The following is a 21242-nucleotide window of genomic DNA, read 5'->3' as shown; positions in this document are numbered from 1 at the left end:
CTCAGACCCGCCTCGCTTCCTCCAGTTGGCCATAGCGAATCAGGCCGGCATCGACCGCCAGGTGAATCAACTCCACGGAGGACGAAACCTGCAGCTTGCTTTTCAGCCCCGCCAGGTGGTTGGACACGGTCTTGCTGCTGACACACAGGCGTTCGGCGATTCCGCCCAGGCTCTCCCCTCTGGCGTACATCAGCAATACTTCCATTTCCCGCTGGGTCATATCCCGGAGGCGGTGATCGACCGGCCGCTCCTGATTCATCGCCAGACGTGTGGCAATCGGATGCTCGATGTACGGTTGGCCCGATGCCACCCGCTTCACAGCTTCCGCGAGTTCCTCGGGCGCGCAGCTCTTGGAGACAAAACCGAGCCCTCCCACATCCAGCGCCTGACGCACCATGGGCAATTCATCGTGCATGGTAAAGAACAGGATCGCCGCCCCCCGCCAGCGCTGGCGCAATCGTCGCCCAACCTCCAGCCCGGAGATATCCGGCAACCCCATATCCAGCAGCACCACATCGGGCCGCAGCTCGCCATAGCGGGCCACGGCATCCTGACCGTTGTCGACCTCGGTGATGGCCACTGCCGGCAGCATGGAGCGCAGCAGATTGGCAATGCCCTGTCGCACGACCTGGTGGTCATCCACAATCATCAGTTTCATGAAACACCTCCGGTACCTGGAGTCAGCGGCACGGCCAGCCGGATTCGGGTTCCCTCGCCCAATCGGCTCAGAAACTTCACTTCGCCCCCCAGGCAGCGGGCTCGCTCGCACATGGAACGCACGCCCAGGCCGGCATTGCCGGGCAGTTGATCATTGCCCACGCCATCATCGCGCAACTCGATGCTCAGCTCGTTATCATTGCGGGCAACGGCCAGCGTGGCGCAGGAAGCTTTTGCATGACGGGAAACATTATTCAGGGCTTCCTGAAGGAAACGATACAGGTGGGTCTGCTGCTCCCCGGTGAAATCGGGCAGGCGCTCCTCCATCGCCAGGCGACATTCAAGCCCGCTGAGCTGTTGCCATTGTTCAGTCAGATGGCGAATGGCACTGCCGAGGCCCAGCTGTTCCATCACCAGGGGATGCAGCTCCTGCAAAAGGTGCCGGAAGTGTTTCTGGACAGTCTCACAGTGTTCCGCCAGATCCCTGGCCTGCTGCTTCTGGCGGTCACCGAGGTCCGGATCGTAGAGCAGACTGCGGGCCTGGGCCCGAATGCCCGTCAGGTACTGGCCGAGATCATCGTGCAGCACCCGGGCGATGTGTTCGCGCTCCCGATCCTGTAATTGCAGGAGTTCGTTAAGCAGTCGGCTCACCGTTTGCTGTTCCGACTCGAGGGCCCCGGCCATGGAATTGAACCGGCAAACCAGCGCGTCCAGTTCCTGTTCGCCCTGACGGGGAAGCCGGGATGTCAGTTGACCTGTCGAAACCGCACCCATGGCCTCTGACAGACTGGCAAGAGTACGTACGCCGCGCCGAATGATGAAAAACAGGGCAAGAAAACAAAGGCCCATACCAATGGCATAGGCGCCCGAAATCAGGAGGAACCCTTCCCAGATTTCCTCCACCTCATCGGCGGGATCAACCTGCCAGCCGTTAATCAACGGCCGCGAGGCATCGCCGGCAATCAGCTCGAAAAACCAGGCCGGCACGTCCCCGCCTTTTCCGGATTCCTCGTTATCAGACGGCCTCAGATGACGAAGACCACTGACAACGGATCCGGGAAGACGTTCGGGGCTATCGAGACTCTGAGCCAGAACGGTAACGCCATCAAGTTCCCGCTGAACATCATGTCTGGCCTGCTGGGTATAGAGCAGCGCTCCAAGCAAGTAGACGAGCAGGAAAACCGCCAGCATCAACAGGGAAATCTTCCGGTATACGGTCATTGTTTTTATCCGTTGCGAGTAAACAGCGTCTCTACATCCATGCTAAGGGCGGGAGAATTCACCGGAATAGTTCTTTAGTACCGCCACTTTCCTACTTTCTGAATATTTTCGCTGCTTTTGCCCTTCTCTAAGCTGGAAGCACAACAACAAACCGGAGAAACCCATGTCTGTTCTTTCCCGGACAACGGCCACTTCACTGATCGCCCTGGTAGCAGCAACACCGTTGAAGGCGGAATCCCTCGATGTGCAGATCGGCTATCTGCAGTGGGTGCCGGATCAGGGACCGGTGCTGTCCAATGTGATCCCGGAACCTGAGGACGCCGGCCTGAGGGGCGCAGAACTGGCCATCAACGACAACAGCACCACCGGCAGGTTTCTGGGCCAGACTTACTCGATGCAGAGTAACGTGGCGGACTCGGAAGAAGCAGCTATTGCGGCCTTTGATGCCATGCGCGAGAACGGCCTGGAGTTGTTCGTGGTGAATGCGCCGGCGTCAACCCTGAAAACCCTTACCGAAAAAGCCGGTGATAACACCCTGATCTTCAACGCCGGGGCCAAAGACGATGCCCTACGCACCGGCCAGTGCCACGTCAATCTGCTGCACACCATGCCCAGCTATTCCATGCTCACGGACGCCCTCGGCCAGTGGCTGAATCAGCGACGCTGGGATGAGGTGTTTTTGATTACCGGGCCGACCGACGCCGATAAGGGCTGGGCCGATGCCTTCCGCCGCTCTGCCAAGCGCTTCGGACTCGAGATTGTCGAGGACAAGCCCTGGACCTTTGACGCTGATCTCCGCCGCACGGCCTCCAAAGAGCTGCCGCTGTTCACTCAGGCCAGCGATTACGACGCGGTGGTGGTGGCCGATGTGCGGGGCGATTTTGGCGAGTACGTGCCATTCAACACCTGGCTGCCACGCCCGGTGATGGGCACCCAGGGCATGTCGCCGGTCACCTGGCACCGGGTAGTGGAGAGCTGGGGCGCAGCGCAACTGCAGAACCGGTTCCGCGAACTGGCCGATCGGAACATGAACAGCGAAGACTACGCCGCCTGGGCGGCCATTCGCGCCATCGGTACTGCCGTGACCGACCTGAATTCCGCGAAGCCCGGCGAGATCCGGAACTTCCTGTTCAGCGACAAGTTCCAGCTGGCCGCGTTCAAGGGTCGCAAAGTCACGTTCCGGGACTGGAATGGCCAGATGCGCCAGCCCATTCCCCTGGTTCACCCCAGAGGGCTGGTGGCCACCGCGCCGTTCGAAGGCTTTCTGCACCCGAATACCGAACTGGACACCCTCGGCTTTGACCGGCCCGAGAGCGAGTGTCGGATCAACGGCTGACCCGCGGGTTGCCCATTTTCAGAACAAGAAGGAGTTACCCCATGAAAACCCTGTTCAAGCGCACTGCCCTGGCCGCGATGATCTGCCTGTCGACACCGGCTCTGGCCAGCGTGGCCTATGTCTCCAACGAGAAAGACAACACCCTCTCGGTGATTGATACCGAGACCCAGGAAGTGATCGAAACCATCGATGTTGGCCAGCGCCCCCGGGGCATCCTGCTCTCCAAGGACTACAGCAAGCTCTATATCTGCGCCAGTGACGACGACACGGTGCAGGTACTGGACCTGGCCACCCGCAAGATTGTTGACACCCTGCCCTCGGGCGAAGATCCGGAGCAGTTTGCGTTGCATCCGAACAACAAGCACCTGTACATCGCCAATGAAGACGATGCCATCGTGACCGTAGTGGACGTCGACACCAAGGATGTGCTGGCCCAGATCGACGTGGGCATCGAGCCGGAAGGCATGGCCGTGAGCCCGGACGGCAAGTGGGCGGTGAACACCTCCGAGACCACCAGCATGCTGCACTGGATCAACACGGAGACCTTCGAGATCGAGAAGAACATCGTCGTAGGTCAGCGGCCTCGCCATGTGGAGTTCACCAGGGACAGCAAGATTGCCTGGGCGTCTGCCGAAATCGGAGGCACCGTGCACATCATCGACGTGGACAACCTGGAGCAGATCCACGAGATGTCCTTCAAGGTACCCGGCGTAAACCAGGATCGGGTCCAGCCGGTGGGCATTGAACTGACCTCCGATGGCAAATACGCGTTCGTGGCGCTCGGCCCCTCCAACCACGTGGCCGTCGTGGATGCCCAGACCTACGAGGTTCTGGACTATCTGCTGGTTGGCGCCCGGGTGTGGCAGCTGGATCTCGACAAGGACGAAAAGCACCTCTACACCACCAACGGCGTGTCCGGCGATGTGTCTGTGATCGACGTGGAAGACCTGAAGGTCATTAAATCCATCAAGGTAGGCCGCTACCCGTGGGGTGTGGTGATCGATCCAACCTCATGACCATTGAAGCGAGCAACCTCAGCTTTCGTTACGGCGACAAGCCGGTGCTCCGGGAGGTCAGCTTTGCGCTGACCTCTGGCCGTTTTCATGCCCTGCTCGGGCCCAACGGCGCGGGTAAGTCTACCCTGTTTGGTCTGCTCACACGGCTTCTGGCTCTGCAGCAGGGCGACATTCGGCTGGGTGGCCAATCCCTGAAAAAGCAGCCGGCCGAGGCCATGCGCCAGATCGGCGTGGTGTTCCAGCAGAACGCGCTGGACCTGGACCTGACCGTTCGCCAGAACCTGCAATACCACGCCGCTCTGCACGGGCTGTCCCGCAAAGAAGCCAGAGCCAGGGGTGATCGGGAACTGGAACGCTTCAACCTGCTGGAGCGCGCCAAAGATGCCGTCCGCCAGCTCAACGGTGGCCATCGCCGGCGAGTGGAAATCGCCCGGGCTCTCCTGCATGAGCCCTCGCTGCTGTTGCTCGACGAACCCACGGTGGGCCTGGACGTTGCAAGCCGCAAGGCGCTCAACGAACACGTTCGAACGCTGTGTGAAGAAGACGGCCTGACCGTACTCTGGGCCACCCACCTGATTGAAGAAGTTCGCGCCGACGACCGGGTACTGATCCTGCACCAGGGCCAACTGCTGGCTGACGGTAATGGCCAGGCCATCTGCGACGCCGAAGGCACCCGCGATCTGGCCGAAACCTTCCACGCCCTGACCGGAGCCGGTTGATATGAAAGCAGCTCACTACTGGCACTGTTTTGTAGGTATCCAGACACGGGAATGGCTGCGCTTCTGGCAGCAGCGCACCCGCTTTGCCAGCGCTCTGGTCCGGCCACTGCTCTGGCTGGTGGTGTTCGCTGCCGGGTTCCGGGCGGTGCTGGGCATTTCCATCATCCCGCCCTATGAAACCTACATCACCTACGAGACCTACATCGCCCCCGGGCTGTGCGGAATGATCATCCTGTTCAACAGCATGCAGAGTGCCCTGTCCATGGTTTACGACCGGGAACTGGGCAGCATGCGGGTGCTGCTGATGAGCCCCCTGCCCCGGCCTTTCCTGCTGGTCACCAAACTGCTGGCTATGGGTGTGGTGTCCATCGGGCAGGTGTATGTGTTTTTGCTGTTGGCTCTGCTGGTGGATGTCGAGCCGCCGTTGTGGGGCTACCTGGCGGTGTTGCCGGCGTTGATTCTGACCAGCCTGATGCTGGGCGCGCTGGGGCTGCTGATCGCCACCTGGATCAAGCAGCTGGAGAATTTCGCCGGGGTGATGAACTTTGTCATCTTCCCGATGTTCTTCATGTCTTCGGCGCTCTATCCGCTCTGGCGCATGAACGAGGCCAGCCCCTGGCTGTACTGGATCTGCCAGTTCAACCCGTTTACCCACGCGGTGGAGGCGATCCGGTTTTCCCTGTATCTGGAGTGGAATCCGATGGCTTATGGGATTACCGCAGGTGTGACTGTTTTCCTGGCGTTTTTTGCCACAGCCGGCTTTCGTCCGCAACGCACGAAAATACTGGGCGGGAAGCATGCATAATGCCCGAAAGCTGACTTACACGGATTCAGGAGCCGGCCAAATCCAGGCCACGAAGCCTGCCAAGCAGCCCGTCGACCAACCCGGGTTCGCCTACCGAACTATCCCACTGTAACTGAGCGGGCTTGCCGTCGAGATACCACAGACGGTTCGCCAGGATCTCCGCATCCCCGCCATCATGGGTAACGCAAATCATCGCCATATCCGGATGCGAATCCAGAATCCCGGCTATCAGCGCCTTGAGTTCACCCGCCATGACCGGATCCAGTGACGCAAACGGCTCGTCCAGCAGCAGCAAGTCAGGTTTCACGGCCAGGCAACGGGCCAGTGCCGCCCTTCTGGCCATTCCCAGGGAGAGCTGATCCGGCAGGTAATCGCCGTAACCCGACAATCCCACCTGTTGTAACAAGCCCTTGGCCTCCTCTTCGCTGGCGCCAACCAGCCTCAGATTCGCATCCAGACTTCTCCACGGCAGCAGACGATGCTCCTGGAACAGATAGCCCACCCGAAGTTTGTCGCGCCCAATAACCGCCTCCTGTGGAACCGATTTGTCGAGACCGGCAATGGCGTTCAGCAGTGTGGTCTTGCCGATACCCGAAGGTCCAAGCAGGCAGATGCGGTCGCCTCGGTCGATGGTTGCAAACACCTCGCCAAGCACCGGCTGGCCGAAATCACGGCCGGCGATTCTGAGTTCAAGCATGGGCCGCCTCCGGCTGACGCCAGCGGCTGGATCGACGCTCGAGGGGCTGCAGGATGGCCAGTTCGATCAGCTGAACAACGGCTATGAAGGCCAGGCTATAGGCCAGAATGGCGGCCACGTCGAATACCTGAAACGCCATGTGTAGCTGGAAGCCGACGCCGCTGGAGCGGCCCAGCAGTTCCACTACAAGAACAATCTTCCAGATCAGGGCCAGACCACCCCGGGTGGCGGCCATGAGGTAGGGAAACAGCTGCGGCACCCACACTTCGCGCAACCGTTGCCAGCGGGTGAACTGGTACACGGTGGCCATTTCCTCAAGCCGGTAGTCGAGGCTGCGGGCGCCTTCGCGAACCGTCACCGCAACGTTGGGCACTTTATTGATCACGACCGCCATCACGGCAGCCACTTCCACCAGGCCGAACCAGACATACATAAGGATGATGGTGACCAGCGCCGGCAGGTTGAGTAACAACACCAGCAAGGGATCGAACAGGGCATTGGTGGTTTGTGAACGGCCCATCACGATGCCGATGGCGGTGCCAATAACCATGGCCAGAATAAAGGCGACCAACACACGGGCGAGGGTCGCGCCCAGATGATTCCAGAGCTCGCCTGTCGCCGATTCCCGAGCCAGGGTGTCCAGTACACTCAGGGGCGTTGGTAGCAGAGGCGACTGAAGTAGCCAGGCGGTTATCGCCCAGAGCACAACAAAAGAGGGCAGAACTATCCAGTAGCTCCATAGCGGCGGGCGGCCGACTCGGCCTTTCACGGCTGGCTCCGGTAAAACAGAGAAGCCGGCATAAGGTTGTTCGGGTCGGCGCCGGTGAGGGTCATCAAACGCTGCAGGTCCGCGATTCGCTGGTCTGTTTGGGGCGCAGGAGTCCCGGCGACGAAGCCCTCACGCAATGCCGTGAAGATGCCATCTTCAGGATTACCCATCAGGGGACGCAAGCGTTGCCAGGGTGATTCACTGTTCGACAGCTCGGCTTTGGCCTGTTGCAGGGAGGCTGCGAAACCATCAATCAGGGGGCCATGCTCTTGCGCCCAACGTTCTGAAAACACATATCCAAGCACCGGCAGGTTGCGATCCAGGTCAAGCTCAGTGAGCAGATCGGCCATGCTGAAAGCCGACCGCCAGCCACCCTCACCCCGGAGCCGGGCCGCGAAATGCCAGTAGGTGACGATTACGTCTACCTGTCCCCGCTTTAGAGCCTGGCTGAGCAGCGGCGGAGCAGCAAACTGGATCTTTGCGGATTCCTCCAGGTCGATGCCCTGCCGCTGCGCGACTTTCTGGAGCAGTATCCAGCCCTTGCTGTCCGGTCCACCGGCGACGCCGATGCGCTTACCCTGCAGATCTTCCACTGAGCGGATCAAAGAGGATTCATCAACGACGATATCGCCTATCTGGGATGAAAACGGAACATAAAGGTAGGGCGTGCCCGCCTGGAACCGGGACTGCGCCCACAGCAGGTCGGCCACAGCGCCATTCACCGAGCCGCTGGTGACCGCCAGCCGGGAGGCCGGCAGGTTGGCTACCGGTTTCAGGTCCAGCCGGTAGCCATTCTCCCGATCCAATCCCCGATGCAGTATGTGGTCAAGCTCCCAATGGGCCGTGCCGAAATGCAATACGCTGACGGACAGAACGGGCAGCTCTGAGGCCCTCTCCCCCGCCTGAGCACCACCTGCGAGACTGAAGATAAGGCACACCAGGGCGGCCACTCCCTTTTTGATCCAGCGATCGGCAAAAGAGGGTTGGGAGACTGGTGTTTTTGTTGGTTGTAGGCACATGGCTTCACGATACGAAGCCCATAGCCCGGCAAGAATAGTACTTTGGTGCCTGTTTTTTGGTGCGATGGTCGCATTCAACCCGAGACCAAGATGGCGTGTAATGAAACCATCACAATAATAAACAGAGGATCGGAACCGATTCCGGCGATTCTCTGCACAGGAGGCCGCCATGCTGAACGAGCTCGATGCCGCACTCTCTACCGAAAACTGCCATCATGCTTCCGAAAACCGCTATCATGATTCGGAAAAGATACCCGATACTGAAAACAAACAGGTAGACCCATCCATGGAGCCGGCTTACAAGATTCTGATTGCCGACGACCACCCACTGTTTCGTGAGGCCATCAGCAGTGTTATCGCTTCTGGTTTCGAAGGCAGCGAGATCATCGAAACCGACGATCTGGACAGTGCTCTCGACATTACCCGTGAGAACGACGACCTGGACCTCATCCTGCTGGACCTGAACATGCCCGGCATGCATGGGCTTAACGGCCTGATCACCCTGCGCAACGAAGCCCCGACCATTCCGGTGGTGATTGTCTCTGCCGAGGAAGACAAGCAGGTGGTGCTGCAAGCGATTACCTACGGTGCCTGCGGGTTTATTACCAAATCCTCGCCCCGGGCGCAGATGACCGAGGCCATCCAGCAGATACTGAACGGCAATGTCTACCTGCCCTCGGACATCATCCGAACCGGCAAGGAAAGCAATACCCGGCGCAGTCGCAATGAAGACAACCCGATTTCACCGGAGCTGCTCAACTCCCTGACCCGCCGCCAGCTACTGGTGCTCGAGCGCATGTCCAAGGGCGAATCCAACAAGCAGATCGCCTATAACCTGAACATTGCCGAGACCACGGTGAAGGCCCATGTGTCGGCGATACTGCGCAAGCTGGGGGTTCACAACCGGGTGCAGGCGATTCTGTCTGCCAGTGATGTGGATTTCAGTCAGTATCTGAAGCGGTAAGAGAGCCCTGCCTTGTTTGTCGGATTACGCCTTTGGCTAATCCGACCTACATTGCTTTGCCACCTCCCGAGTAGGTCGGGTTAGGCGAAGCCGTAATCCGACAACCATCTGTGCGCTCAGCTTCTCAGCAGATGACTCAACGCACTGCGTAACTTCAGGGGCTTCACCGGCTTGTTCATCAACAGGTGCCCAAGTTCGCGGATATGCTGCTTGAGCTCATTGGTGTAGTTGGCCGTAATCATCACTACCGGAGCCGGGCATGTCCTTCGCCCATTGATCTCCGCCACCACATCCACGCCGTTTTCATCGTTGTCCAGGTGATAGTCAGCCAGGATCAGGTCCACCGCACTGCTGGCTGGATCGAGCTGGCGTTCGAGATCCTCCAGAGACACCGCCGTCACCACCCGGCAGTCCCAACCCTCAAGCAGGGTTTGCATGCCCTGGCAGATCGACTGGTCGTTGTCGATCACCCAGATCCGGGCCCCGCCAAGACCACTATCGAAAGACACGGCCCGGTTCTGGTCGGCCGTCGGTTGCCGGGGCTTCAGTTTGCCGACCGGGACCCGAACGCTAAAGACTGAGCCCCTGCCCTCGATGGAATTCACCGTCACCTCGTGTCCCAGCATTCGGGAGATTTTGTCCACGATGGCCAGGCCAAGTCCAAGGCCTTTATCGGGCTGAGAGCCTGACGGGCGGATGCGTTTGAATTCCTGAAAGATCTCGGTGAGCTTGTCTTCGGGAATACCGGGGCCGGTATCCCACACCTGCAAAAGCACATGATCCTTTTGCCGACGAACGCCGAGCAGCACCCGGCCATTGCCGGTATAGCGGATGGCGTTGGTCAGGAAATTCCGGAGAATTCGCGCCAGCAACTGGGAATCCGACTCCACGATCGCCGAGCTGGCAACAAAGTCCAGTTGCAGGCCCTCGGCCATGGCCATCTGCCGGAATTCCCGGGCGATATTGTTGAGCAGATCGCGTAGATCGAAGGCGGTGACATCCGGCTTGATCACGCCGGCATCGAGCTTGGAGATATCCACCAGGGTGCCCAGCAGGTTTTCGACATCGTCCAGCGAGGTGCTCACCGACCGGACCAGGCCTTCCGCCTTGGGCCCGAAAGACTGTTCCAGCAGCGCACTTGTGAACAGGCGCGCTGCATTCAGAGGCTGCAGCAGGTCGTGGCTGACCGCAGCCAGGAACTTGGTTTTCGAGAGGTTGGCCCGCTCGGCCTCCAGCTTGGCATCCCGAAGCCGTGCCTCCACGGCAGCCCGCTCGGTGATTTCCTGGCGCAGCTGACTGTTCAGACCCGTGAGCGCCGCAGTACGTTCCTTCACCCGCCGTTCCAGGTTGTCATAGGCCTGTTCCAGTGCCAGTGCGGTCTTCCGGCGGTCGGTGATGTCCCGGATCAGTACAAAGAAACCGATGATGTCGCCCTGCTCATCGAAGTTCGGCACATAGGAGCGCAGCATATGGCGCACCTCACCCTGCTCTCCGGTCTCCTCGAACTCAAAAGTGACGTTGTGGCCGTCCATGACATCAAGAATCTGGGGAAGTAACCGCTGGTAGAATTCCGGCGAATGGACCTCGTTGAGCCGTTTACCCAGTGGCGACTCGCCTTTGCGCCCGTACCAGGAGGCATAGACCTTGTTGCAGAACTGGATGGTCATGTCGGCCCCGATGTAGGCAATCAGCGCGGGAACATGGTCGGTCACCACCCGGATCCAGCGCTCGCTCTCTTCCAGCGCCTTGATCCGCCGGGCCATTTCGCTGTTCTTCACATCGGTGATGTCGGAGTAGAGCACGACCAATCCACCTTCCCGGGTCGGTCTCTCGGTCACCTGAACCCAGCGGCCGTTGGCCAGCAGGAACACCACGCCTTCCGAGTCGGGGTGGCTGTGCTCCTCGAGAACCAGACCGCAAGCCACCGCCTGCCGCTTCACCTCTGAAATCCGGGTACCCTGGCCCGGCGCATCAACGCCGGCGTGGCGCCAGTAACTGCGGAACCGGCTGTTGCTCTGGATCAGGCAATGCTGGTTATCGAACAGCACAAAGCCATCGGCAATACTCTCGATGGCGTCGCTCAGTCTCTGACGGGTGGTTTCGGCTTCTTCCCGGGCGCGGTTCAGGGCCTTGTTGCTGCCCTTGAGCTGGTCCATGGCCTGATTCAAAGCCTCGGTTCGCTCGCGAACCTGCTCGGCCAGTACCACCGAGTGTTCAAAGGCGGCATAGGGCTCCGGCTTGTGGGCCGAGCCGGACTCCACCCGAACAATCAGAGCATCACGAATCCGCTTCAGGCGCTCGTTCTCTGCCTCAAGCTCGGCAATCCGCCGGTCCCGTTCGTCCTCGACGGGTGCTTCAATCTTGTCCGGAACGGACATCAGGCTGGCCAATGACCACCCCCGTAAACGTCTGGTTGATGTGCATACCGTCGAACTGCTCGCCGTAGGTATTAAAGCCAATCACATTGTGGTGGCGGAGGAACTCCGAGACCGCCTCCACCTCGCCGGTCAGCTCTGCCTCCAGGCGCCTCAGAAAGCAGTCGCAGCCGATAGTGACCAGGGGCGGCCCGACGACCTTCTCCGCCGCCTCGATCTGCGTGCGAACGCTGTCCAGCAGGGAATCCGGCTCCATGGCGGTCATTACAATCCCGGTTTCCACCGCACAGTAGAAGGTCAGGCTCTTGTCCGGGTTCACCCGCTGCACCGAGCGGACAAAATAGTGGCCGCCGATTTTCACGCCCATTGGCCGCAGCGCGAACACCTTGCGATCCAGGGCATCAACATCTACACCTACCGCCCGGGCATAGGCATCGGCCGCCGGCTCGGCATTGAGCTCGTACACCGTGCGGCTTTCCGCGCAGGCGTCCGTCACTACCAGCTTTTCACGACGCTCAACCATGTGGTGTGTGGAAAACACCCGGAAATCCAGTGGCGTGTTCACCAGCAATACCGTGGCGGCTCCGGTATGGAACTCGCCATCAAAAAACACATGGGTGTTGGCCAGGCGTTCATCGTCGCCGGCGGAACCGCCAAACTGGGGAATGCTGCCAAGGGCCGAGTTGAGCGTTGCCAGCACCAGCTCTTCACGGCTGGACAGGCCGTCCAGCAGCGTGATGGCAAAGGTGTTGCCCTTGACCGGTGCCAGCCTGGCATCCCGGCAAGTCGAAAGCAGGCCGTCGATCACGCCCTGGGCATCCTGCAGGGTGAACCGGTCCAGTTCGCGGATCAGCTCACAGTCGATGGCGAAATAGCGGCGGTCGAATCCGATGGCGGTGATGCATCCACGCCCATAGCCCTCCGGGGTGATCTCCCCGGCGGAGGTGCAGCCGCAGACGCGCACGCCCGGAAAGCTGTGTTCAAGGGCACTACCAAGTCGACCCAGGTCGTACTCCGCTGAACAGAAGAACAGCACACAGCCAAGGTGCTCGTGGCTGAGCTGGCTGGCGAGATTGGTAGCGGCCAACATCGGATCGCGAACACTGGAGCTCGCTACCCGGACCGCGGGCAGGGTCGTCGCTGGCTTCATAAACGCAGATCCCGAGAACGGATGACTTTTCACCGATTCTACGGCATCCGTAAACGCAGCCAATGCGACTTCAGTGCTTTTAATGGGCGCGCCAAAATGATCGTAAGCCATTGATTAAAATGCCTCCTGAATCAATGTCTGATGGCGCTGCCGGTTTCCCTTCAGGCAAACCGGCACTTTAGTCTTAGACAAACCGGCGCGGCGAGCGGCCTCCTGCCACCCGCAACGCCGGATAGTGCTTAGAACATCACGATGGCGCCAAGGGCGATGGTATCCGCCTCAGTGGTGGTTGCACCGGTGGTGCGGTTGTTGTCTTCGTACATGTTGTACTCGGCCACCAGCTTGAAGTTGCTGTTTACATCGTGGAAGAAGCCAAGCGTGGTGCTCTCGGTCTCCAGGTTCAGGATTTCCGCATCCGTCTCGCCGTAGGACAGCACCACACGATTGGCTCCGAAGGCGTAGGAGCCCTGAACCAGGAAGCCGTCGGCATCGTCTTCGGTCACCGCACCGTTGCCGATCAGTACCGGGTTGTCACCCTTGGAGGTGAAACCAGAAGCGGCCAGGGTCAGCCCCGCGACCGACGCCTTGACGCCGTAGCCAAGGCCTGTGCTGTCGACGGTGGTGGTGCCGTTTTCGGCAGACTGGTAGCGCCCGTTCACCCACCCGGTAATGGCCACATCGTTAAGGTTGGTGTTGTAGGTTACCTCGGACTCGAAACGGGGCGCTGAGTTTTCATCGTTGGCGCCGGTCACCGTGTCGGCGGGATCCAACACGCCGGCCGCGATTTTGAGGCCGCTCATATCCGGCGAGCGGTAGGTAATCTGAGCTGAGGGTGTCGGGTACGGATAGCCAGCGCGGATATTGCCGAAGGAAACGCCACCGGCAACGCCCGGGGAACCGAATCCCATCAGGATCTCGTCCAGGAAGATATTGGATCGGGCGTACAGGCCGAAGTCCTTACCGATCAGCACCTGGCCAAAATCGCCGTCCACCGTAGCGTAGAACTGCCGCACATCGATGGCAGTATCAGTGGGCGTGTCGAGGCTGTCATTGATAGTGGTCCAGAACGAAGAACGTCCCCCCAGGGTCAGATCACCCATGTCCTTGCTGAAGTTAAAACCGATAGTGTTCGGCAGGAAGCCCATCTTGATGCGGGAATCCCGAACGTCGTTCTGCTTGTCGTCGCGGTTTACGTAGAACGCGTTGAAGTAGCCATCCACGGAAAAGCTGGTGCCATCCTGGTTATACAGCTCGACAGCGGCATTGGCCCCTGCGCTTGCGCCCATGGCTGCTGCCATGGCGATGGCTAACCCTGACTTTCTGACGTTATTGTTTTTCATAGTTCCCCCGGTTGTTTTTGGAAATCTGGGATCGGAGATCCGGGTTATCCGGACACTCCAGGCGCGGTCTGTCGCCTGAATTCCATAGTCGGTGATGCACGGGAGGGGGAAAATGCTTCCAGGGAGCAGGTTTTCTGCTCATTTGGGAGGCAGTGGAAATGAAACTTTGGGAGTACGACCCGGCGGGTTAATCGCCGGGGAACTGCGCCAGTTCCTGCAGACAGTCGTTGAGGAACTCTTCGGGATCGGCCATTACTGCCTCATCGGCCACGACGCCAAACTGTACCTGGCCGGCGTAGCTGACAATGCTGATGCCCAGGCCGATGTCGCCGGCCTGGGGAACCCAGAACATCTGCTCAGCAATCCGGCAACCGGCAATGTAACGGGCCTCCGGGGTGCCCGGCACATTGGACACCACGGCACTGGCCTTGCGGTAGAACACCTCGGCCAGGGGCTCCCGCCAGGGCTCCGGTACGACAGTCGCACTTGCTGCCAGCCCCCAGGCAATGCCCGGCTGCCAGCTTTTCTTCAGGCGGCGGGTTTCATGCTTGATCCGGTACAGTCTCTCAAGGGGACTTTCGCCATCCACCGGCAGAGGCACAAACACCGTACCGAAGTAGTTGCCCAGGGCACCGGGAGCCGGCTTGAGCTCCTCCGGCAGGCGGCTGCGAATATCAACCGGAACGGCGGCATGCAGCACGGCTTCATCGAGGTCCTCGCCTTCAATGCCCAGGCGGGTTCGCACAGCCGCGGCTACACAACTCAGCAACACATCGTTGATGGTCACGTTGGTGATTCGGGCAATGCTCCGGAAACGTTCCAGAGGCACAGGTTCCGACCAGCGACAATGCCGTCGCCCGAGCAACGGGCGCCGGAGGTCGGTGTCTGAATCCTCCGGCTCCACCAGAAATTCCGAAAATTCATGGACCAGCTTGAGACTGTTCTGGGCAACCCGCTCCACCAGCCGGCCAGCATCCTGCCACTGGTTACCACCGGATTCATCGGCTCCTGCACCGTCATGGAGTTCTTCCCGGGAATCCCCGGAGGCCATCAGTTGACCGAGCCAGACCTTTGCCGCAGCGGTCCAGCGTGACAGCTCCGCGGTCTCGGGTGCGCCGTAGATGGCCGGATGCTGCTGGGGGGAAGGCGGACAGAGGCGATCAAAAATCCCCAGCAAGGACAGGCCATCGGCGTAACAGTGATGAATACGCAAAAGGAGCACCGCCCCGCCCTCGGCATTGGGCGCCAGCCAGAATTTCCAGCGTGGGCGATACATGGGCAGAGGCTGGTTCAACCGCACCGACACCCATTCCTGCAGGCTTTCCGGAGTGAAACGATCTACCACCACGTCAAGATGGTGGCGGACATCAAACATGGGGTCTGGCTCCCACCACCAGGCAGGCGAGCGCTTGACCGGCATGTACCGGAAACGCTCCCAGGCCATCCAGTACACACGGAGGAACTCTCGGAAACGGGGTGCGGTAAGACCATCAACCCGCAGCATCACGGTGATGGTCATGGGGTTTTCCGGGCGTTCCAGGGCCAGCCAGGCCGAATCCGCAGGTAGCAGGAGATGCGATTGTTCGTGACTCAAACCCGAACGTCCCTGGAAAAGTGGTGGAGGTAAGTAAAAACCGAACTCCGCATTGTGCCAGACAAGCCCCGTCGGCTCCATATGCGGCACCAGCGCACGCTGTTACAAAAAATTACACGTGAGTAACTGTTCAGTCCTATACTGGTTATAAGACTTGGTGCCATGGTTATTACACGCTGCCGATCCGTGATCGATTGGCCCTGAGACATCAAAAACTCTGCACTCAGAGCCAGTAACAAAGCGAGTTGATCGGGGTACAAAAGGCTTACCAGCACACCCTAATTCCAATAACAGGCCATTGCCGTGCTGGAAGGGAGAGCAGTTATGAAAGCGAGCCATGTTCGCAAGCTGATAAAACCGATTGAGAGCGCCTACTCGGAAATGTTCTCCGGGCGGGTGTATCGCGTTGGCAAGGGCGCGGTGTCCGTTCGCAACCACAGTGGCAAGGCCGAACAAACCGTGATCGGCGTGCACGGCTTTCTGGAAAACCACTGCTACTTTACCCAGGCCTACGAAGCACCCACCACTGAGCTAATTCTGCTCACCTGCAGCAATTACCACATTCCGGTGAACGGTGTTACGCCGGAGGCCCCGGACTGGGAAGTGCCGATCAAGCACCTGGAAGGCACCATCGAATACGATGCCTGCATTCTCAACCAGGCGCTTTCCAGCCTGCCCACGACTGACAACATCCGGGTACATGGTCACTCCCGGGGCGGGGCGGTGATCCTCGAGGCCATCAAACAATGGCCCGACCTGTATGAAGACGTTGAAGTGGTGCTTGAAGCGCCCGTACTTCCCGACGGCCGACTCTCGGCGCTGGTGACCACCATTCTGGAGCCGGTAAGCCATGGCATGTGGCCCTGGCTGATTCGTCTGATCAACAGCGCGCCCTCGTCTGCTTACGGACAGACCTTCTTTGGCAAGATGAACCCGCGCAAGAAGCAATTGCTCAGCAAACTGTTCTCTGCCACCAAGGATCATTTGACCATTGTTCGTAACATCGAAAACATCATGGACTGGATGGCGCGAACGGATACCAGCGTCTACAGCCACGTGCGCCACGGCACCTTCCTGATTCCAGCGGTAGACCGCATCCTGGATCGCTCATCCATGCTCGCCAGTGCCCGCCAGAGCCCGACCACCATGCGAATCGTCGAAACCGAGGCGCCGAGCCACTTCATCACCCTGGACAGCAAGGAATGGGTCCCGGGGTTCGAAACGCTGCCCGCAGCCGCACAGGGCTAGCCCGGGCATTGCCCTGCTGCAAGACCGCCGCAGCTCCGCTAGACTACGCTCTTTTCCTGAGGTTTAGTGGAGCCATCGCCCATGTACCGTGAGCGCCTTGTCGCTACCGAAGCCCGCACCGAAAGCGCTCGCCGGCTGCAAACACTGCTGTTGGACTACCATGATTTCAGGCGTCTGAAAGCCGAGCACCCACTGGTGGAGAATGCGTTCCACCTCGCCGACTGGCAGGCGGAACGGCTGAAGGCAACCCATGAAGACCTTTACCACCACCCCGGCTACCATCACGGCCTGGAGTTCCTGTTGACCGATCTGTACGCCCCCGCCGGCATGACCCGCCGGGACGACAATATTGATCGAGTGTTCCCGAAGATGGTGAAGTGGCTGCCGGATAATCTGCTGGACACGTTTGCCGGGCTGGTGGAGCTGAACCTGATCACCCAACGGCTGGACCTTGAGCTTGCCGAGCTGTTAGAGCAACAGGGCATCCGGGCCGACTCAATTAACACTGACGACTATTGTGCCGTCTACCGCCAGAGCCGGATGCTGAGTCAGAGGGAAAGACAGATCTCCCTGGTAGCCGAGGTAGGGCAGCAACTTGATCGCTATGTCCGCAACCGCACTCTGGGGTGGCTGCTGTCGATGACCCGGAGCCCGGCGGAAATGGCCGATCTGACCGATTTGCACAGCTTCCTGCACCGGGGCTACTCCGCCTTCCGCAAGATGGACGATGTGGAACTACTGATCGACCGGCTGGTGTCCCGGGAACAGCAGGTAATGCGCAACATTCTGAACCATCACCCGGACCCGTTCAGCCTGCCGGGCGACCTTTAAGCCGACATGCAGCAACGAATCAGGCCTTGATGATCTGGTCCAGCTGCGAGTGGATTTCCTGCTCGATGCGGGATTTGAAGGGCCGCAACATCAAGCCCAGTTCCAGATGAATGTGCAGATCCGTCGGGGTAATGTTCAGGTGCCCCTTGACGCCGCTTCGTTTGAATTTCAGGTGATCGCCTTCCCACTGGTAATGCACGTCGAACTGGCTGGAAAGGTCTTTGGCCAGGGATTCGGCAGCCTCTCTGGCGTGTTCTTTATCCAGGGCATGCGGGCGGTGTACATCAATGACGGACATGAAAACGTTTTCTCTCGGATTTGGACGAATTTACAGTTTAGGGCGCTATTTAACGCACCGCCACCCTTGTAGCAACCCCGTCAGCGGTTAGAATACGGGGTTCAGATTCTGACAGGACATCTCCCATGAGCGAGCAGCAAACGCCAGCCAACCAGGCCGCAAACAATAACGGCCAGGATGACGTCACCCACTTTGGCTTTCGCAATGTACCGAAAAGCCAGAAGGCGAGCCAGGTGGCCGAAGTATTCCACAGCGTGGCGGGCAAGTACGATCTCATGAACGACCTGATGTCCATGGGGATCCACCGGCTCTGGAAACGCTTTACCATTGAGCTTTCCGGGGTACGGCCCGGCCATCAGGTACTGGATATTGCCGGCGGCACCGGCGACCTCACCATGAAGTTTTCAGACCTGGTTGGTCCCTCCGGCAAAGTGGTGCTGGCTGACATTAACGCTTCCATGCTCCAGGTGGGCCGCAGCCGACTGACGGATCGTGGTTACGCCGGCAACATTGAGTACGTACAGGCGGATGCCGAGCACCTGCCATTCCCGGACAACAACTTCAATGCGGTCTCCATCGCGTTCGGTCTGCGCAATGTCACCGACAAGGACCAGGCCCTGCGTGACATGACCCGGGTTCTCAAGCCCGGTGGCAAGCTGATGATCCTGGAGTTTTCCAAGCCCACCAATCCGTTGCTGAGCAAAGCCTACGACACCTACTCGTTCTCCGCTCTGCCACTGATGGGTCAGCTGATCGCCGGCGACAGCGAAAGCTACAAGTACCTGGCCGAATCCATCCGCATGCACCCCGACCAGGACACCCTGAAAGGCATGATGGAAGATGCCGGCCTGGTGAACTGCAAGTACTACAACATGACCGGCGGCATTGTTGCCCTGCACGTGGGAATCAAGCCCTGATGTTTCCCGGCCCCACCCTGCTTTCGGCTGTCTCCGCGATCCTGGAAAGTGCCCTGAACCGGGCCCTGGAACTGGATCCGGCGGGGCATCGTGCCCTGATGGAAGCATTGGCGGGCCCGGTGCAGTTTAATGTCACCGATCCGGTTCCCCTGACCTACACGCTGGATAGGGCCGGAGAACGTATCCGGGTGGGCAGCCAACCTGTGGACCAACCGGCTCTTGAGATCACCGGCAAACCCATCGCCTTTGCAGCACTGGCCACCGGTGATGATCGGGTCTTTGCCGACGGTCGCCTGGAAGTGACGGGCGATACAGCGCTGGCCCACCAGCTGCAGCGCGCACTGAACCAGCTTGAGCCGGATTGGGAAGCCGCCATGGCCCAGCACATCGGTGATGTCCCCGCGCACTTTCTGGGCAAACGCATTCGCAGCGCCATCCGGTGGAGCCGGCAGGCCTTTCAGTCGCTGAATGCCAACATCGAAGAATATGTGCATGAAGAAAGTCGTGCCTTGCCCGGGCGACGGGAACTGGAAGCCACGTTCGAGGATATCGACGAACTGAATCTGCGCACCGAAAGACTGGAAGCCCGACTGAACCTGGTTGAGAACCGCGGCAAGACTGACGAACCGGAGAACCTGTGACCCGCCTGCAACGCCTGTTTCGAATTGCCTGGGTATTTTGCCGCTACCGGCTGGACACGTTCCTGCCCATCGCGGAACTGCCAGCGCCCCTGAAGGTGTTCTTCCTGCTTGCGCCATGGCATCTGTTCCCCAAACCCAAGCTAGACAGGGGTGATCGACTGCGGCTGGCCCTCGAGGAACTCGGGCCGGTGTTTGTAAAGTTCGGCCAGATACTCTCGACCCGACGGGATCTGTTGCCGGATGACATGGCCGAATCCCTGAAAAACCTTCAGGACCGTGTGCCGCCATTTCCGAGCGATGAGGCCCGGGGCATTATCGAAACCTCGCTGGGCGCCCCGGTGTCGGACCTGTTTGCCGAATTCAGCCCGGACCCGCTGGCCTCCGCCTCGGTTGCCCAGGTGCATGCAGCCACCCTGCCCAACGGCCAGAAAGTAGTGGTAAAGGTACTGCGCCCGGGTATCGAAAGGGTGATTCGCCAGGACCTTGCCCTGATGTACCTGATGGCCGGCCTGCTGGAAAAATACTGGTCCGAGGGCAAACGCCTGCACCCGGTGGAAGTGGTTGCCGACTACGATTCCACCATTCACGACGAACTGGACCTGCAGCGTGAAGCCGCCAACGCAAGCCAGCTGCGCCGGAATTTCGAGAACTCCTCCCTGATCTATATCCCGTTTATCGACTGGGACTACACCCGCAAATCCGTGCTGGTGATGGAGCGGATTCACGGCATCCCCATTGCCGATACCGCCGCCCTGAAAGCCGCCGGCGTCGATATGAAGGTGCTGGCCGAAAAAGGCGTGGAGATCTTCTTTACCCAGGTGTTCCGGGACAGCTTCTTTCACGCCGACATGCACCCGGGCAACATCTTCGTGGATACCTCCAACCCCTCGGATCCTCGATATATCGCCATCGATTTCGGCATCGTTGGCACCCTGGCACCGGACGACCAGAGCTATCTCGCCCGCAACCTTCTGGCATTTTTCCGTCGTGACTACCGGCAGGTTGCGCAGTTGCATATCCAGTCTGGCTGGGTACCACCGGATACCCCGGTGAACCAGTTTGAAGCGGCCATTCGTACTGTCTGTGAACCGATTTTCGAGAAGCCGTTGAAGGACATCTCCTTTGGTCACTTCCTTTTGCGCCTGTTCCAGACAGCGAGGCGATTCAACATGGAAGTGCAACCCCAGCTTGTTCTGCTGCAGAAAACCCTGTTGAACGTGGAGGGGCTGGGTCGACAGCTCTATCCGGATCTGGATTTGTGGAGTACCGCACAACCGTACCTTGAAACATGGATGCGCAAACGGATTGGGCCGTCGGGGTTGATCAAGTCGCTGCAGTCCCACCTTCCGTCCTGGCTGGAACAGTCGCCAGAAATGCCGCAACTGGTGCACGACGCCCTCCTCCAGCTGCGGCAGGCCGGGCCCACCGAGCCGCAGAACCAGGCTACACTGGAGTTGCTCCGTGAGCAGCAGGTTCGCACCGAGCGGCGCTGGCGGCGGGTTACACTGGCGGTACTTCTGGTTGCCGGAGGCATTCTGGGCACCCAGCCTGAGGGCCAGCAATGGCTTGAAAGCGTGCCCACCTGGAGCTGGGCCCTGTTTGCAATTGCCGGTGGACTCATGCTCCGCGGCAGCCGATAACCGAC

At 59.7% G+C, this 21242-nt stretch carries 20 protein-coding genes; 10 read left to right on the top strand and 10 right to left on the bottom strand.

Features of this window, described 5'->3' with window-relative positions; all coding sequences use genetic code 11:
- Window position 1 precedes the first annotated feature (1 nt).
- The gene (locus WA411_RS05035) at window positions 2–658 is read right to left on the bottom strand and encodes a response regulator (protein WP_069181976.1); all 657 of its coding nucleotides are present in this window, start codon (window positions 656–658) and stop codon (window positions 2–4) included.
- Complete coding sequence (locus WA411_RS05030; RefSeq protein WP_291904309.1) at window positions 655–1878, bottom strand: HAMP domain-containing sensor histidine kinase; 1224 nt, start codon at window positions 1876–1878, stop codon at window positions 655–657. Before WA411_RS05030 ends, WA411_RS05035 begins: the two co-directional genes overlap by 4 nt.
- 163 nt (window positions 1879–2041) lie before the next feature.
- On the opposite strand from WA411_RS05030, the gene WA411_RS05025 reads away from it, so the two are divergent.
- The 4 genes from WA411_RS05025 to WA411_RS05010 are packed head-to-tail and all read left to right on the top strand — an operon-like array spanning window position 2042 to window position 5754.
- On the top strand, window positions 2042–3214 hold the full coding sequence (locus WA411_RS05025) for an ABC transporter substrate-binding protein (RefSeq protein ID WP_069181978.1): 1173 nt from the start codon (window positions 2042–2044) through the stop codon (window positions 3212–3214).
- Window positions 3215–3255: 41 nt separating this feature from the next.
- A complete protein-coding gene (locus WA411_RS05020; RefSeq protein WP_069181979.1) occupies window positions 3256–4230 on the top strand; it encodes a YVTN family beta-propeller repeat protein in 975 nt (324 codons plus the stop codon).
- Window positions 4227–4949 carry an ABC transporter ATP-binding protein gene (locus tag WA411_RS05015; RefSeq protein ID WP_069181980.1) on the top strand — a complete coding sequence of 241 codons (723 nt, stop codon included), beginning with the start codon at window positions 4227–4229 and terminating at the stop codon, window positions 4947–4949. Before WA411_RS05020 ends, WA411_RS05015 begins: the two co-directional genes overlap by 4 nt.
- A 1-nt stretch (window position 4950) precedes the next feature.
- Complete coding sequence (locus WA411_RS05010) at window positions 4951–5754, top strand: ABC transporter permease (protein ID WP_291904310.1); 804 nt, start codon at window positions 4951–4953, stop codon at window positions 5752–5754.
- Window positions 5755–5779: 25 nt separating this feature from the next.
- On the opposite strand, the gene WA411_RS05005 is transcribed toward WA411_RS05010, so the two are convergent.
- The 3 genes from WA411_RS05005 to WA411_RS04995 are packed head-to-tail and all read right to left on the bottom strand — an operon-like array spanning window position 5780 to window position 8170.
- Complete coding sequence (locus WA411_RS05005; protein WP_069181982.1) at window positions 5780–6451, bottom strand: ATP-binding cassette domain-containing protein; 672 nt, start codon at window positions 6449–6451, stop codon at window positions 5780–5782.
- A complete protein-coding gene (locus tag WA411_RS05000; RefSeq protein WP_291904311.1) occupies window positions 6444–7220 on the bottom strand; it encodes an ABC transporter permease in 777 nt (258 codons plus the stop codon). Before WA411_RS05000 ends, WA411_RS05005 begins: the two co-directional genes overlap by 8 nt.
- Window positions 7217–8170 (bottom strand): ABC transporter substrate-binding protein, encoded by a 954-nt coding sequence (locus WA411_RS04995; RefSeq protein WP_291904312.1) that lies wholly within the window; start codon window positions 8168–8170, stop codon window positions 7217–7219. The genes WA411_RS05000 and WA411_RS04995 overlap by 4 nt, the downstream gene beginning before the upstream one ends.
- A 355-nt stretch (window positions 8171–8525) precedes the next feature.
- Here WA411_RS04995 and WA411_RS04990 point away from each other — a divergent pair, with 355 nt between their 5' ends.
- Window positions 8526–9203 (top strand): response regulator, encoded by a 678-nt coding sequence (locus WA411_RS04990; protein ID WP_062786421.1) that lies wholly within the window; start codon window positions 8526–8528, stop codon window positions 9201–9203.
- Window positions 9204–9319: 116 nt separating this feature from the next.
- Here the strand turns inward: WA411_RS04990 and WA411_RS04985 are convergent, their stop codons facing one another.
- The 4 genes from WA411_RS04985 to WA411_RS04970 all read right to left on the bottom strand — a co-directional run bounded on the left by WA411_RS04985 (window position 9320) and on the right by WA411_RS04970 (window position 15662).
- The gene (locus WA411_RS04985) at window positions 9320–11581 is read right to left on the bottom strand and encodes a hybrid sensor histidine kinase/response regulator (RefSeq protein WP_291905782.1); all 2262 of its coding nucleotides are present in this window, start codon (window positions 11579–11581) and stop codon (window positions 9320–9322) included.
- Window positions 11559–12728, bottom strand: a complete 1170-nt coding sequence (nosP, locus tag WA411_RS04980) for a nitric oxide-sensing protein NosP (RefSeq protein ID WP_418766800.1) — start codon at window positions 12726–12728, stop codon at window positions 11559–11561. The genes WA411_RS04985 and nosP overlap by 23 nt, the downstream gene beginning before the upstream one ends.
- A gap of 239 nt (window positions 12729–12967) precedes the next feature.
- Window positions 12968–14068 (bottom strand): porin, encoded by a 1101-nt coding sequence (locus WA411_RS04975; RefSeq protein WP_291904314.1) that lies wholly within the window; start codon window positions 14066–14068, stop codon window positions 12968–12970.
- A gap of 187 nt (window positions 14069–14255) precedes the next feature.
- Window positions 14256–15662, bottom strand: a complete 1407-nt coding sequence (locus WA411_RS04970) for a WS/DGAT domain-containing protein (protein ID WP_069182791.1) — start codon at window positions 15660–15662, stop codon at window positions 14256–14258.
- A 324-nt stretch (window positions 15663–15986) separates the two neighbouring features.
- On the opposite strand from WA411_RS04970, the gene WA411_RS04965 reads away from it, so the two are divergent.
- Together WA411_RS04965 and WA411_RS04960 are read left to right on the top strand one after the other, a co-directional pair.
- On the top strand, window positions 15987–16910 hold the full coding sequence (locus tag WA411_RS04965) for an alpha/beta hydrolase (protein WP_069181986.1): 924 nt from the start codon (window positions 15987–15989) through the stop codon (window positions 16908–16910).
- A gap of 81 nt (window positions 16911–16991) precedes the next feature.
- A complete protein-coding gene (locus WA411_RS04960) occupies window positions 16992–17741 on the top strand; it encodes an FFLEELY motif protein (RefSeq protein WP_069181987.1) in 750 nt (249 codons plus the stop codon).
- 19 nt (window positions 17742–17760) lie between these two features.
- On the opposite strand, the gene WA411_RS04955 is transcribed toward WA411_RS04960, so the two are convergent.
- Window positions 17761–18039 (bottom strand): polyhydroxyalkanoic acid system family protein, encoded by a 279-nt coding sequence (locus WA411_RS04955; protein ID WP_069181988.1) that lies wholly within the window; start codon window positions 18037–18039, stop codon window positions 17761–17763.
- A gap of 125 nt (window positions 18040–18164) precedes the next feature.
- On the opposite strand from WA411_RS04955, the gene ubiE reads away from it, so the two are divergent.
- Genes ubiE through ubiB form a run of 3 tightly spaced genes read left to right on the top strand, consistent with a single transcriptional unit; the run spans window position 18165 to window position 21237 of the window.
- Window positions 18165–18956 (top strand): bifunctional demethylmenaquinone methyltransferase/2-methoxy-6-polyprenyl-1,4-benzoquinol methylase UbiE, encoded by a 792-nt coding sequence (gene ubiE / locus WA411_RS04950; protein WP_069181989.1) that lies wholly within the window; start codon window positions 18165–18167, stop codon window positions 18954–18956.
- On the top strand, window positions 18956–19597 hold the full coding sequence (locus WA411_RS04945) for a ubiquinone biosynthesis accessory factor UbiJ (RefSeq protein ID WP_069181990.1): 642 nt from the start codon (window positions 18956–18958) through the stop codon (window positions 19595–19597). The genes ubiE and WA411_RS04945 overlap by 1 nt, the downstream gene beginning before the upstream one ends.
- Window positions 19594–21237, top strand: coding sequence for a ubiquinone biosynthesis regulatory protein kinase UbiB (gene ubiB / locus WA411_RS04940; RefSeq protein ID WP_069181991.1), 1644 nt, complete (start codon window positions 19594–19596; stop codon window positions 21235–21237). Before WA411_RS04945 ends, ubiB begins: the two co-directional genes overlap by 4 nt.
- The last annotated feature ends 5 nt before the right edge of the window (window positions 21238–21242 follow it).

Source organism: Marinobacter sp. CH_CUG1437-1 (genome assembly GCF_037029655.1).
In the GTDB taxonomy this organism is placed as follows: Bacteria; Pseudomonadota; Gammaproteobacteria; order Pseudomonadales; family Oleiphilaceae; genus Marinobacter; species Marinobacter salsuginis.
This window is presented reverse-complemented; position numbering and strand designations above follow the sequence as displayed.

What these genes read in the sequence shown, in the direction of transcription:
- ubiE (WP_069181989.1), top strand. Translation starts at nt 18,165, where the DNA reads ATGAGCGAGCAGCAAACGCCAGCCAACCAGGCCGCAAACAATAACGGC.
- WA411_RS04990 (WP_062786421.1), top strand. Translation starts at nt 8,526, where the DNA reads ATGGAGCCGGCTTACAAGATTCTGATTGCCGACGACCACCCACTGTTT.
- WA411_RS05025 (WP_069181978.1), top strand. Translation starts at nt 2,042, where the DNA reads ATGTCTGTTCTTTCCCGGACAACGGCCACTTCACTGATCGCCCTGGTA.
- WA411_RS05035 (WP_069181976.1), bottom strand. Translation starts at nt 658, where the DNA reads ATGAAACTGATGATTGTGGATGACCACCAGGTCGTGCGACAGGGCATT.
- nosP (WP_418766800.1), bottom strand. Translation starts at nt 12,728, where the DNA reads ATGAAGCCAGCGACGACCCTGCCCGCGGTCCGGGTAGCGAGCTCCAGT.
- WA411_RS04975 (WP_291904314.1), bottom strand. Translation starts at nt 14,068, where the DNA reads ATGAAAAACAATAACGTCAGAAAGTCAGGGTTAGCCATCGCCATGGCA.
- WA411_RS05005 (WP_069181982.1), bottom strand. Translation starts at nt 6,451, where the DNA reads ATGCTTGAACTCAGAATCGCCGGCCGTGATTTCGGCCAGCCGGTGCTT.
- WA411_RS05010 (WP_291904310.1), top strand. Translation starts at nt 4,951, where the DNA reads ATGAAAGCAGCTCACTACTGGCACTGTTTTGTAGGTATCCAGACACGG.
- WA411_RS05030 (WP_291904309.1), bottom strand. Translation starts at nt 1,878, where the DNA reads ATGACCGTATACCGGAAGATTTCCCTGTTGATGCTGGCGGTTTTCCTG.
- WA411_RS04965 (WP_069181986.1), top strand. Translation starts at nt 15,987, where the DNA reads ATGAAAGCGAGCCATGTTCGCAAGCTGATAAAACCGATTGAGAGCGCC.
- WA411_RS04955 (WP_069181988.1), bottom strand. Translation starts at nt 18,039, where the DNA reads ATGTCCGTCATTGATGTACACCGCCCGCATGCCCTGGATAAAGAACAC.
- WA411_RS05015 (WP_069181980.1), top strand. Translation starts at nt 4,227, where the DNA reads ATGACCATTGAAGCGAGCAACCTCAGCTTTCGTTACGGCGACAAGCCG.
- WA411_RS04945 (WP_069181990.1), top strand. Translation starts at nt 18,956, where the DNA reads ATGTTTCCCGGCCCCACCCTGCTTTCGGCTGTCTCCGCGATCCTGGAA.
- WA411_RS05020 (WP_069181979.1), top strand. Translation starts at nt 3,256, where the DNA reads ATGAAAACCCTGTTCAAGCGCACTGCCCTGGCCGCGATGATCTGCCTG.
- WA411_RS04985 (WP_291905782.1), bottom strand. Translation starts at nt 11,581, where the DNA reads ATGTCCGTTCCGGACAAGATTGAAGCACCCGTCGAGGACGAACGGGAC.
- WA411_RS04960 (WP_069181987.1), top strand. Translation starts at nt 16,992, where the DNA reads ATGTACCGTGAGCGCCTTGTCGCTACCGAAGCCCGCACCGAAAGCGCT.